Source organism: Bradyrhizobium sp. SZCCHNGR1005 (assembly GCF_032489995.1).
GTDB lineage: Bacteria > Pseudomonadota > Alphaproteobacteria > Rhizobiales > Xanthobacteraceae > Bradyrhizobium.
On sequence record NZ_JAUEZC010000001.1, the window covers coordinates 696236 to 709108 of the forward strand.

11 protein-coding genes are annotated in these 12873 nt (G+C 65.8%); all 11 read right to left on the bottom strand.

Annotated features, from left to right (window positions below; translation table 11 throughout):
• Position 1: 1 nt before the first annotated feature.
• A complete protein-coding gene (mmsA, locus tag QXZ85_RS03255; RefSeq protein ID WP_315700663.1) occupies positions 2 to 1573 on the bottom strand; it encodes a multiple monosaccharide ABC transporter ATP-binding protein in 1572 nt (523 codons plus the stop codon).
• A gap of 152 nt (positions 1574 to 1725) precedes the next feature.
• The gene (gene chvE / locus QXZ85_RS03260) at positions 1726 to 2796 is read right to left on the bottom strand and encodes a multiple monosaccharide ABC transporter substrate-binding protein (protein ID WP_315700664.1); all 1071 of its coding nucleotides are present in this window, start codon (positions 2794 to 2796) and stop codon (positions 1726 to 1728) included.
• A gap of 109 nt (positions 2797 to 2905) precedes the next feature.
• A complete protein-coding gene (locus tag QXZ85_RS03265) occupies positions 2906 to 3787 on the bottom strand; it encodes an SMP-30/gluconolactonase/LRE family protein (RefSeq protein ID WP_315767462.1) in 882 nt (293 codons plus the stop codon).
• A complete protein-coding gene (locus QXZ85_RS03270) occupies positions 3787 to 4866 on the bottom strand; it encodes an aldose epimerase family protein (protein WP_315728429.1) in 1080 nt (359 codons plus the stop codon). The genes QXZ85_RS03265 and QXZ85_RS03270 overlap by 1 nt, the downstream gene beginning before the upstream one ends.
• Before the next feature lie 4 nt (positions 4867 to 4870).
• Positions 4871 to 5797: a Gfo/Idh/MocA family oxidoreductase gene (locus QXZ85_RS03275; protein ID WP_316173435.1), complete on the bottom strand. Its 927-nt coding sequence runs from the start codon at positions 5795 to 5797 to the stop codon at positions 4871 to 4873.
• A 2-nt stretch (positions 5798 to 5799) separates the two neighbouring features.
• Entirely contained in the window at positions 5800 to 6729 is a 930-nt protein-coding gene (locus QXZ85_RS03280) for a dihydrodipicolinate synthase family protein (protein ID WP_315728433.1), read from the bottom strand.
• 9 nt (positions 6730 to 6738) lie between these two features.
• On the bottom strand, positions 6739 to 8475 hold the full coding sequence (locus tag QXZ85_RS03285) for an IlvD/Edd family dehydratase (protein ID WP_316173434.1): 1737 nt from the start codon (positions 8473 to 8475) through the stop codon (positions 6739 to 6741).
• Positions 8472 to 9212 carry a FadR/GntR family transcriptional regulator gene (locus QXZ85_RS03290; protein WP_315700669.1) on the bottom strand — a complete coding sequence of 247 codons (741 nt, stop codon included), beginning with the start codon at positions 9210 to 9212 and terminating at the stop codon, positions 8472 to 8474. Before QXZ85_RS03290 ends, QXZ85_RS03285 begins: the two co-directional genes overlap by 4 nt.
• Positions 9209 to 10189 carry a galactofuranose ABC transporter, permease protein YjfF gene (yjfF, locus tag QXZ85_RS03295; RefSeq protein WP_316173430.1) on the bottom strand — a complete coding sequence of 327 codons (981 nt, stop codon included), beginning with the start codon at positions 10187 to 10189 and terminating at the stop codon, positions 9209 to 9211. Before yjfF ends, QXZ85_RS03290 begins: the two co-directional genes overlap by 4 nt.
• Entirely contained in the window at positions 10186 to 11178 is a 993-nt protein-coding gene (locus tag QXZ85_RS03300) for an ABC transporter permease (RefSeq protein ID WP_315700671.1), read from the bottom strand. The genes yjfF and QXZ85_RS03300 overlap by 4 nt, the downstream gene beginning before the upstream one ends.
• Positions 11175 to 12716 (bottom strand): sugar ABC transporter ATP-binding protein, encoded by a 1542-nt coding sequence (locus QXZ85_RS03305; RefSeq protein ID WP_316173428.1) that lies wholly within the window; start codon positions 12714 to 12716, stop codon positions 11175 to 11177. Before QXZ85_RS03305 ends, QXZ85_RS03300 begins: the two co-directional genes overlap by 4 nt.
• Positions 12717 to 12873 lie beyond the last annotated feature (157 nt).

The window sequence follows — 12873 nt, forward strand, 5'->3', positions numbered from 1 at the left end:
GTTATCCTCCCACCCGCTCCACGAGGCGGCCGTCCTGTTGATTGTTAATGGCTTCGTTGCGCATGATAGCACGCATGATCTTCTCCTGCGTCGCCTCATGGCCCGGAAACTCGCCGACAAAGGCGCCGTCGTTCATGACGCAGATCCGGTCGCAGATGCCGAGCAGTTCCGGCATTTCCGACGAGATCACCACCACGCCGCGACCCGCCTCGGCCAGTTCGTTGATGATACAATAAATCTCGTATTTTGCACCGACGTCGATGCCTCGCGTCGGCTCGTCCAAGATCAACACCTTGGGGTCGGTCATCAGCCATTTCGACAGCACGACCTTCTGCTGATTGCCGCCCGAGAGCTGGCCCGTCTCCTGATAGACATCGGAACAGCGGATGCGCATGCGCCCGCGATAGCCGGCGGCGGCCTTGAGTTCCGCGATGTCGTCGATCACCCCCTTCGGCGCGACCTGATCCAAGCTCGCCAAGGTGATGTTCTTGCGGACGTCGTCGGCCAGGATCAGGCCGAGCTGCTTGCGGTCCTCGGTGACGTAGGCGAGGCCTGCATCGATCGCGGCCGGCACGCTGGAGAGATCGACATCGTGTCCCTCGAGCCGGACGCGGCCGGTGATGTGGGTGCCCCAGGAGCGGCCGAACAGGCTCATGGCGAATTCGGTGCGGCCGGCCCCCATCAGGCCGGCGATGCCGACGATCTCGCCGCGGCGCACCGCGAAATTCACGTTCTTGATCACCTGGCGGTCGTGATGCTGCGGATGATAGACGGACCAGTTCTCGACCGTGAAGACGGGCTCTCCGATCTTCGGCTGGCGCTCCGGGAAACGGTGCGCCATATCGCGATTGACCATGCTCTTGATGATCCGGTCCTCCAGGACCGGCTCGGCGTGGCAATCGATGCTGTCGACGGTCCGTCCGTCGCGCAGCACCGTGATGCGATCGGCGACACGGGCGACCTCGTTCAGCTTGTGCGTGATCAGGATCGAGGCAATCCCCTGCTCGCGGAAGGTGATGAGCCGATCGAGCAGCGCCTGGCTGTCGGCTTCGTTCAGGCTCGCCGTCGGCTCGTCCAGGATCAACAGCTTGACCCGCTTGGACAGCGCCTTGGCGATCTCGACCAGTTGCTGCTTGCCGACGCCGAGATCGGTGATCAGCGTATCCGGCGATTCCTTCAGGCCCACCTGCGCCAGCAGCTCCCGGCTGCGCCGGTACACCTCGTCTCGATCGATGACACCCAGGCGTGACGGTGCATGCGACAAGAAGATGTTCTCGGCAATCGACATCAGCGGGATCAGCGCGAGTTCCTGATGGATGATGATGATGCCGAGCGCCTCGGAATCATTGATGTCGCGGAACCGCCGCTCCTCGCCCTCAAAAATGATCTGGCCCTCATAGCGGCCGTGCGGATACACGCCGCTCAGCACCTTCATCAGGGTCGACTTGCCGGCGCCATTCTCGCCGACGAGGGCGTGGATCTCGCCCGCCTCGACCGTAAAGCTAACGTCGCGCAGCGCCTGCACATTGCCAAAGCTCTTGCTGACGCTGCGCATCTCCAGGATTGCCGTCATCGCCTTGTGTCCCTGTCCTTGACCTCATCTCTCCCCGCCTGCGGGGACGGATGAACGGGAGCCGCTGCGAACCCAACCATTCGCGTTCGCGGCGCCTCCCCCTCACCCTGCCCCCTCTCCCCGCAAGCGGGAAGAGGGAATCGAAGGAAGCATCACTCGACCTGCGACTTCTTGTAGTAGCCGCTGCCGACCAGGACCTTCTCCCAATTGCTCTTGTCGACCACCACCGGCTTGAGCAGATAGGCGGGCACGACCTTGACGCCGTTGTTGTAGGTCTTGGTGTCGTTGACCTGCACCTGCTTGCCGTTCAGCACGGCATCGACCATGTCGGCGGTCACCTTGGCGAGGTCGCGGGTGTCCTTGAAGATGGTCGAGTATTGGTCGCCGCGCAGGATCGCCTTGACCGACGGCACCTCGGCATCCTGGCCGGAGATGATCGGCATCGGCTGGTTGCCGCTGCCATAGCCGACGCCCTTCACGGACGAGATGATGCCGATCGAGATGCCGTCATAGGGCGACAGCACGGCGTCGAGACGCTTGTTGCCGTAATAGGCGCTGAGCAGGTTGTCCATGCGGGCCTGCGCGGTGGCGCCGTCCCAGCGGAGCGTCGCGACCTTGTCCATGCCCATCTGGCCCGAGGCGACGACCAGCTTGCCGGAGTCGATATAGGGTTTCAGCACCGACATCGCGCCGTTGTAGAAGAAATAGGCGTTGTTGTCGTCGGGCGAACCGCCGAACAGCTCGATGTTGAACGGCCCCTTGCCGTCCTTCAAGCCGAGCTTGTCGACGATCGATTGCGCCTGCAGCACGCCGACCTGGAAGTTGTCGAAGGTCGCGTAGTAATCGACATTCGGCGTATCGCGGATCAGGCGATCATAGGCGATCACGGTGATGCCGGCCGCCTTGGCCTGCTTCAGCACGTCGGACAGCGTGGTGCCGTCGATCGCGGCGATCACCAGCACCTTGGATCCCTTGGTGACCATGTTCTCGACCTGCGAGAGCTGGTTCGGGATGTCGTCCTCGGCATATTGCAGGTCGGTGTTGTAGCCGCGCTCCTTCAGCACCTTCACCATGTTGTTGCCGTCATCGATCCAACGCGCGGACGATTTGGTCGGCATGGCGATGCCGATGGTCGGCTTGCTCTGCGCCATGGCTGCGCCGGACAGCGCGATCGCGCCGAGGCCGGCGAGCGCCGCAGCCATGATGGTCTTTACTCTCAACATGTCTCACTCCCTTTGTCTTTTCGACGTTGAACAAACAAACCTGCGATCCGCGATCGCGGTTCCTGGATAGTTCGGTAGCACCCACTCGCCTTGCTGAACGATCCTCCTCTTAGCTCGAGAGCCTGACGTCGGGCTCGGCGCGACCGCGCGCGCCGACCTCCAGCAGAAAGGTTCGCCCGTGCTCGGGATCGGCCGCCTTCGCGGCCTCATCCATGTCCTGCCAGGCAGAAGTCACCAGCAGGCGCGACAGATCGGCGCCAACGAAGGCCGGGCAGCTGGCTTGGCTCGCCGGCACCTTGACGCAGCGCAGGTGCACGCCTTGCGGGCTGTAGACGTCGACACAGCCGGCGCCCCAGCGCGCATTCCAGATCCTGCCCTCCGCATCGACCACCGCACCGTCCAGATCGCCACCGCCGCGATGCCGGACCAATACCGTCGGCGTGCTGCGCGGCAGGCCGGTGTCGGGATTGAGTTCGACGCGATAAAGCACGTTCTCGGCACTGTCGGTGAAATAGCCGATCGAACCATCGGCGCTGAAACAGATCGCGTTGGGAATCGTGATGTTCGGAAACAGCCGGACGATCTCGCCGCGATGGAGCGCGTAGATCGCGCCCAGCTCGCGCTCCGCCTTGCGGCCCATGGTGCCGATCCAGAACGTACCCGAGGGGTGGACCCGGGAATCGTTGGAGCGCGTCGCCGGATTATCCGCTTCCAGCGACAGATAGAGCGAGAGCGCGCCATTGGTGACGTCGCGGATATAGAGCCCGTCCTCGGCGACGATCAGCTGGCGCGCGGCATCGATCCGCCCCAGCGCGCTGGCCATCTTGCCCAGCACATGGCGCCGCACCTCACCGCTGCTCAGTGTCGCCTCGAACAGCAGGCCTTCGCGGATGTCGAACCACCACGCAATGTCGGTCAAGGGATCATAGGTCGGCCCCTCGCCGAGGTGGCAGCGCTCGGCGTGGAGCACGGACGTCGGCACCTGCTCCATCATGCGCGGACCCCCGTGGTGGAGAAGCGATATACAATGGTGTGCTTGTAGGTCTGATCCGGCGAAAGCCGCGGGCTCGGAAAATCCGCCCGGTTGGGCGCGTCGGGCCAGTTCTGCGGCTCCAGGCAGATCGCATCGGACTGGCGATGCAGCCGCCCCTTGCCGCCTTTGGTGCCGTCGAGGTAGTTGCCGGAATAGACCTGCAGTCCGGGCTGGTTGGTCAGGAGCTCCATGACGCGGCCGCAGCGTGGCGCTTCCAATCGCGCGGCGAGTCGCAGGCCGCCGGCATCGCGCAGACAGTAATTGTGGTCATAGCCACGCCCGCTGCGAAGCTGCAGATCGGCTGCGCGGATGCGTGCCCCGATGGCGGTCGCTTCGCGGAAGTCGAACGGCGTGCCGGCGACGGGGCGCGGCGGCCCGGGCAGCGGGATCGCGCTCTCGTCGATCGCGAGAAAATGATCCGCGGCGACCGATAACCGATGGCCGAGGATATCCGTCTGCGCCGACACGCCGTCGAGATTGAAGAAACTATGATTGGTCAGGTTGACGATGGTCGGACGGCTGGTCTTGGCCACGAACTCCACCGACAGCTCGCTCGGCCCGGTCAGGCGATAGGTGACGCGAATGTCGAGCCGCCCAGGATAGTTCTCTTCACCGTCGGCGCTGACATAAAGCAAAGTCACCGCCGGCTGGGCGCCTTCCTCGACCTTGGTGATTTGCCACAGCCGGCGATCGAAGCCGTCCGGTCCGCCATGCAGCGCATGCGGCCCGTCATTGGGGTTGAGCCGGATGGTCTGGCCATCGAGCACGAAGCGCGCGTTGGCGATGCGGTTGGCGTAGCGGCCGACGGTGGCGCCGAAAAACTGGCGATGCGCGAGATAGCCCTGGATATCATCATGGCCGAGCAGGACGTCGTCGCAAACGCCATTGGCGTCAGGCACGACGAGCGCCTGCAGCGCGGCCCCATAGGTGATGATCCGCGCCTCGAAGCCCTGCGCGCCGCGCAGCGTGACGCGATCCACCGCGCGCCCGTCAGGCAGGGTGCCGAACACATCCTCGCTGATCCGTGCGCCTGTCATGCGGTCAATCCTCGAACGGCTCGACGAGGCGGCGGCCGCCGAGCAGGAACGCGTCGGCCACCAGCCGCAACGGCACCAGATCGACGTCGATCGCGCCGCGCGCGGTCAGTTCGACGAAGCGACGATAGAGTCCGGGATATTCGGCCTCCTTCTCGTCCACCAGCACCTCGTCGCCCGCCACCAGCCTGGCGCCACCTTTCGACAGCTTCAATGACCCGTCGTCGGTGTCGACGATGATGTCCCAGCTCTGCGGGCCGGTCTGGCGGAAATCGAATTCGGCTATGATCGGCAGCGCGTTGGTATCGGTGAGTTCAAGGGTTGCCGCGATCGGTGCCGCGCGATTGGACGGGAACGACAAATCGGCCGCGGTGACGAATACCGGCTCGGGCAATATCCGCGTAAGGATGGAGAGCGCATTGATGCCGGGATCGAACACCCCGAGCCCGCCGGGCTCCCAGATCCAACCCTGGCCCGGATGCCAGACGCGCACGTCTTCCTTCCATTCGATCTTGACGTTGCGGATCTCGCGCGAGGCCAGCCATTCGCGCGCGGGCTCGACGGCCGGCGCATAGCGGGAATGCCAGGTCGCAAACAGCGTGCGCTTCTGCTCGGCGGCGAGCGCGATCAACGGATCGAGCTCGCTCACCGCCGCGCCCGGCGGCTTCTCCAGCATCACATGTTTGCCGGCCTGCAGCGCGGCGACCGCTTGCGCGCGGCGGACCTGCGGCGGCGTGCAGAGCGCCACCGCATCGATCTCGGGTCCCTCGCGCAACAGATCCTCGATCGTGCTGAAATGCGGCAGGCCCGGCAGCGAGGCATTGCGGCTCGCGACCGCCGCGAGCGTCACGCCATCGGTGGCGGCGATCGCCGGCACATGCTGATCGCGCGCGATCTTGCCGAAGCCGACAATGGCCACTCGAAGCTCGCCCATGCTCAGCGTCCCCAGCGCAGCACGACCGGATCGAGCCGGCGCGCAAGCTCGATCAGGCCGGCGCGAGTGGCCGGATGCATCGCCGGCTGGGGGCTGCGCAGCGTGTCATGCCTGATGACGCCGCCCTCCTTCATCAACGCCTTGCAGGCGGCAAGCCCGCACTGCCGGTTCTCGTAATTGATCAGCGGCAACCAGCGTTGATAGGCATCGACGGCCTTGTCGCGTTCGCCCGCAAAGTAAGGATCGGTGATCTGGCGGATGCCATCGGGATAGCCGCCGCCGGTCATCGCGCCGGTCGCGCCGGCGTCGAGATCGGCCATCAGGGTGATCGCCTCCTCGCCGTCCCACGGGCCTTCGATCGCCGCGCCGCCGGCCTCGATCAGCGCGCGCAGCTTCTCGGCAGCGCGCGGCACCTCGACCTTGAAATAAGCGAGGTTCTCGATTTCCTTGGCCATGCGGGCAAGGAAGGCGACCGACAGCGGCGTACCCGCGACCGGCGCATCCTGCACCATGATCGGAATCGAGATCACGTCCGACACGCCCTTGTAGAAATCGTAGATCGCGGCCTCCGGCACGCGAAAGGTCGCGCCATGATAGGGCGGCATCACCATCACCATCGCGGCCCCGAGCTCCTGCGCCCGGCGCGAGCGCTCGGCGCAGACGAAGGTCGAGAAATGGGTGGTCGTGACGATGACAGGCACACGCCCCGCGACATGCTCCAGCACCGCCGTCATCACCGCGTCGCGCTCGTCATCGGTCAGCACGAACTGCTCGGAGAAATTGGCGAGGATGCAGATGCCGTGCGAGCCGGCATCGATCATGAAGTCGATCGCGCGCTTCTGGCCTTCGATGTCGAGGCGTCCGTCGGCATCGAACACGGTCGGCGCGACCGGGAAGACGCCTTTATAGCGCGGGGTGGCGGATGCGGTCATGCAACACCTCTAGTGATTGTCGCGCGGCACGGGCGAGCCGCTGTGGCCGACCAGGAAATCGAAATCGACGCCGCGATCGGCCTGCAACACGTGATCGATGTAGAGCTTCTGATAGCCGCGCGCCGCATGCGGCTTCGGTGGCGTCCAGGCGGCACGGCGCGTCGCGAGCTCCTCGTCACTGACATGCAGATGCAGCGCGCGCGCCTCGACGTCGAGCGTGATCATGTCGCCGTTCTTCACCAGCGCCAGAGGCCCGCCGATGGTCGCTTCCGGGGCGACATGCAGCACCACGGTGCCGTAGGCGGTGCCGGACATGCGGGCATCCGAGATGCGGATCATGTCGCGCACACCCTGGCGCAACAGCTTGGCCGGCAGCGGCATGTTGCCGACCTCGGCCATGCCCGGATACCCCTTCGGCCCGCAATTCTTCAGCACCATGATGCAGGAGGCGTCGATGTCGAGGCTCTCGTCATCGACCGCGTCGTGCATTTCCTCGACGCTCTCGAACACGACGGCGCGGCCGGTATGGCGCATCAGCTCCGGCGAGGCGGCCGATGGTTTGATCACGGCACCATTGGGCGCGAGATTGCCGGTGAGGATCGCGATGCCGGCCTCGGTCTTGAACGGCGTCTCGAACGGCGTGATCACTTCGGAATTCCAGTTCGGCGCGGAGGCCACATTCTCCCACAGCGTCTTGCCGTTGACGGTGCGCGCATCCTTGTGCAGCAGCCCGCGCTCGCCGAGCGCGCGCAGCACCGCTGGCAGGCCGCCGGCGTAGTAGAAATCTTCCATCAGGAAGCGGCCGGACGGCATCAGGTCGACCAGGCAGTGCACGTCGCGGCAGAGCCGGTCGAAATCATCGAGCGAGAGCTCTACGCCGAGGCGGCCGGCGATGGCGAGCAGATGCACCACCGCATTGGTCGAGCCGCCGATCGCAGCCAAGGTCCGGATCGCGTTCTCGAAAGCGGCACGGGTCAGGATGTCCGATGGCTTGAGGTCCTCGCCGACCATTTCGACGATCCGCCGGCCGGCCATGCGTGCCAGCAGGTTGCGCCGCGCGTCGGCAGCAGGAATGGCGGCATTCTCCGGCAGGCCGATGCCAAGCGCCTCGACCATCGAGGCCATGGTCGAGGCGGTGCCCATGGTCATGCAGCTGCCGGCGGAGCGGTTCATCGCCGCCTCGGCCTCGTGGAACTCCGCCAAGGTGATCTCGCCAGCGCGCAGCTGCTCGCTCATCGAGATGATGTTGGTGCCGGAGCCGATGATCTGGCCGCGATAGACGCCGCGCAGCTGCGGCCCGCCGGAGACGCCGATGGTCGGCAGGTCGGCGGAGGCAGCGCCCATCAACAGCGCCGGCGTGGTCTTGTCGCAGCCCATCAGGAGCACGACGCCGTCGAGCGGATGGGCGCGGATCGCCTCCTCCACGTCCATCGAGGCGAGATTGCGGAACAGCATCGCAGTCGGGCGCATCGTCACCTCGCCGAGCGAGGAGACCGGAAACTCCAGCGGATAGCCGCCGGCATCGAGCACGCCCTGCCGCACGTGATCTGCAATCACGCGAAAATGCGCGTTGCACGGCGTGAGCTCCGACCAGGTGTTGCAGATGCCGATCACCGGCCGCCCCTCGAAGCGGTCCTGCGGCGTGCCGCTGTTCTTCAGGAACGAGCGATAATAGAAGCCCATCTTGTCCTGGCGGCCAAACCACGCCTGACTGCGCAGCGGTTTCTTGGGTGTGTCGTTGCTCATTTCTGATTCGCCTGTTCGACCGACTGCGCGTGGCGCCGCCGGCCGTTGTGAATGACTTCGATCATTGCCGCCGACGCCGCCTCGGCATCCCGCGCGGCGATGGCATCGACGATGCTCTGGTGCCAGATCAGAACCGTCTCGCGATCGGCGCTCTCCACCGGCGCGCTCAGCACGAAGGAGGCACGTAGCGCCGCCTCGATGACGGCGCCGATCGAGCGCATGAAGGGATTGCCGGCGGCGTTGGCGACCGCAACGTGCAGGCTGAGATCGGCTTCCGCAAAAGCGATCGAGGTGGACGGCTCGCTTCGCATCCACTCCATCGCCTTGCGCATCTCCGACAGGTCGTTCTCAGTGCGACGTTCCGCCGCAAGTGCCGCCGCGCGCGGCTCGACGGCAAGGCGGATCTCGGCGAGGTCGGAAAGGAAGCGCCGGCCGATGCCGGCGTCCAGATGCCAGGCCAGCACGTCGGGATCGAACATGTTCCAGTCCGCCCGCCCGCGCACGACGGTGCCGACGCGGGCCTTGGTCGAGAGCAGGCCCTTGGCGACCAGTGTCTTCACGGCTTCGCGGAGCACCGGTCGCGACACCCCGAACATCGCGATCAGCTCGGCATCGCCCGGCAGCCGCGTGCCTTCAGAATAGCGCCCGGCGATGATGTCGATGCCGATGCTGCGCGCGACTTCCGCGTGGTTGGAATGCGCCCGCCGGGTCGGGATGACGACGATGCTCGAGGTCATGCGTGGCCCCTCACCGTCTTGGCCGCCGAGCTGCGCGAGAGCGCCATCAAGCCCTGCTGCAGTGCAATGAAGGCGAACAGCAGCACGCCGGTCGCGATCTTGGTCCACCAGCTCGAAAGCGTGCCGTCAAAATTGATGTAGGTCTGGATCATGCCCTGGATCAGTACCCCTAAAAAGGTGCCGATCACCGAGCCCTGTCCACCGGTGAGCAGCGTGCCGCCGATCACCACCGCGGCGATGGTGTCGAGCTCGACGCCGACAGCGGAGAGTGAGTAGCCGGCCGCAGTATAGAAGGAGAAGACGATTCCGGCGAGACCCGCGAGTACGCTGGAGAGCATGTAGATGCGCACCGTCATCGCCCCCACCTGGATGCCCATCAGCGCCGTGGTGGCGCGGCTGCCGCCGAGGGCGTAGACATTGGCGCCGAACCGCGTGAGATGCAGCAACAGCGCGCCCGCGATCAGCACCAGCAGCATCGCCATGGCGATCGCGGTCAGCCGCCCGCCGCCAGGAAGGTGGATCGCGAAGTCGGAGACGGTGGAATAGATCGGCGCCGTGATCGGGATCGATTCGGTCGAGAGCAGGAAGCTCACGCCGCGTGCCAGGAACATGCCGGCCAAAGTGACGATGAAGGGCGGCAGGTCGAAGACATGGATGATGGCCCCCATCGCAGCGCCGAACAACGCGCAGAGCAACAGGACCATGACGAACGCCAGATAAGGCGGAATGCCCCAGCGCTCGATCGCGAGGGCCACGAACACGGTGGTGAAGCCGATCACCGAGCCGACCGACAGGTCGATGCCGCCGGAGATGATCACGAAGGTCATGCCGGTTGCGACGATGCCGAGGAAGGCGTTGTCGGTGAGGAGATTGGCGACCACGCGGGTCGAGGCGATGTTCGGAAACTGCAGCGCGCAAAGGGCGAAGCCGGCGACGAGCACTAGCGCGGTGACGACGATCGGGGACAGGCGTTTCATGGCTTGCTGCTCCGCCAGCGCGCAACGAATCCGGACCACTCGCCCAGCCGCGGCGATTGCACGAGCAGGACGGTCAGCACCACGACGGCCTTGACCAGCAGGTTGAGCTCCGGCGGATAGCCCGACAACAGGATGCCGGTGTTCATCGCCTGGATGATCAGCGCGCCGGCGACGGCGAGGATCAGGCTGAAACGCCCGCCGAACAGCGATGTCCCCCCGATCACCACCGCGAGGATCGCATCGAGCTCGAGCCAAAGCCCGGCATTGTTGGCGTCCGCGCCCATGATGTCGGCGGCCGCGATCACGCCGGCGAGCGCGGCGCAAATGCCGCACCAGACATAGACCGAGAGGATCATGGCGCGGGTGCCTACGCCCGAGAGTTCGCTCGCGCGGGCATTGCCGCCGGTCGCCTCGATCAGAAGCCCGAGCGCAGAGCCGCGCACGACGCCGGCGGTCAGCAGCAGCATGCCGATCGCGATGGCGACCGGCGCTGGCAGCCCGAGCACGGCGCCATTGCCGAACCAGACCAGATCTGGCGAGGTAAAGGTGACGATGCGGCCTTCCGTGATCAGCTGCGCGATGCCGCGCCCCGCCACCATCAGGATCAGCGTGGCGACGATCGGCTGAATGCGCAGCACCGCAACAAGGATTCCGTTCCAGAGGCCGCAGAGCAGGCCGACGCCAAGCGCCGCCCCGAGCACGACCGGCAACGAATGGCTATCGGCGAGACTCGCCGCCGTGGCACCGGCAATCGCCATGACCGCACCGACCGACAGGTCGATGCCGCCGGTTGCGATCACCAGCACCATGCCGAGCGAAAGCAGCGCCACCGGCGTGCCGCGGTTGAGCACGTCGATGACCGAACCGAACAGCCGTCCGTCCTGCAGATGCAGGTTGAAGAATTGCGGCGACACCGCACGATCGACCAGCAGGATCACGAGCAGCGCGAGCACTTGCGCAAGGCCACGGCGCGGCAGGCGGAGCGTCATGACACCGCCTCTTGCGCTGAGGCAGCATCGGCGGCGATCGCGGCCAGGATGCTGGAGACTTCGATCGCCTCGCCCTTCAATTCCTCGACATGGGCGCGGTCGCGCAACACCACGACGCGGTTCGAATAGGTGACGATCTCGTCGAGCTCGGAGGAGATGACGAGCAGCGAGAGGCCCTGGTCGCAGAGCTCACGCACCAGGCGGATGATCTCGGCATGGGCGCCGACATCGATGCCGCGGGTCGGCTCGTCCAGCAGCAACAGCCGCGGCTCGGTGGCGAGCCAGCGCGCCAGCAGCGCCTTCTGCTGATTGCCGCCGGAGAGCAGCCCGATCGGTCGCTCCGGGTCCGGGGGGCGGATGTCGAGCAGACGGATGAAGCGCATCGCGATTTCGTCCTGCTCGCGGCGGGACAGCGGCCGATGCAGGCCGCGCCGCGCCTGCAACGCCAGCACGATGTTCTCGCGCACGGTGAGGTCGGCGACGATGCCCTCGGTCTTGCGCTCTTCCGGACAATAGCCGAAGCCGAGGCGCGCGGCATCGCGCGGCGAATTCAGCCGCACCGGCTTGCCATCGACATTAGCTTCGCCAGTATCGGCGCGCTCGGCGCCGAAGATCAGCCGCGCGGTCTCGGTGCGCCCGGAACCGAGCAGGCCGGCGAGGCCGACGACCTCGCCGCGACGCAGATCCAGATCGAACGGCGCGACATACCCCTGCTTACCGTACCCCTTGAAGCTGGCGCAGACCTCGCCCGCGTTGGCTGATTGTTCGGCTGCGCGCGTCTCCGTGGTCTCGGCGAGCTCGCGCCCCAACATCATCCGGATCAGGTCCAGCCGCGGCAGCGCGGCGGTTTCGCGCTCACCGATCAGGCGGCCGTTGCGCAAGACCGTGATGCGGTCGCAGATCTCATAGACCTGGTCGAGGAAATGGCTGACGAAGATGATGCCGATGCCACCAGCCGCAAGCTGGCGCATCACCTTGAACAGGATCTCGACCTCGTGACGGTCGAGGCTCGCGGTCGGCTCGTCCAGGATCAGCACGCGCGCCGACAGGTCGACGGCGCGCGCGATCGCGGTGACGTGCTGGATCGCGACCGAATAGCTCGACAGCGGCGCGCCGACATCGATATCGAGGCCGAAACCGTTGAGCAGCGCCTTGGCGCGCCGCCGCATCTCGGCCTCGCGCACCACGCCGAAGCGCGTCGGCTGCCGCCCGAGATAGAGGTTTTGCGCCACCGACAGGTTCGGCAGCAAATTCACTTCCTGATAGACCGTGGCGATCCCGGCGTCGAGCGCGGCCTTGGCCGAGCGCGGCGCGATCTCCACTCCTGACAACCTGACGACGCCGGCGTCACGCGCGAACACGCCGGTGACAACCTTAATCAGCGTCGACTTGCCGGCGCCGTTCTCGCCGAGCAGCGCGTGGATTTCGCCTTCGCGCAACGTGAAATCGACCTCCTGCAAGGCCTTCAGCGTGCCAAAACTCTTGGCAAGTCCGCGCACTTCAAGCAGCGGCGATATGGGACCGATATTTGTTTGCATCGCAAGGTCAACCACGCCGGCGTCCGCACCATGTACGGACGCCGCGCGATGTATTTGCGTCGTCCCGGCGAAAGCCGGGACCCATACCGCGGACCGATTCAATTAGGCACATGGCCAATACCGCGCGCCTCGCCAGCGTCTGTGGTTATGGGTCCTG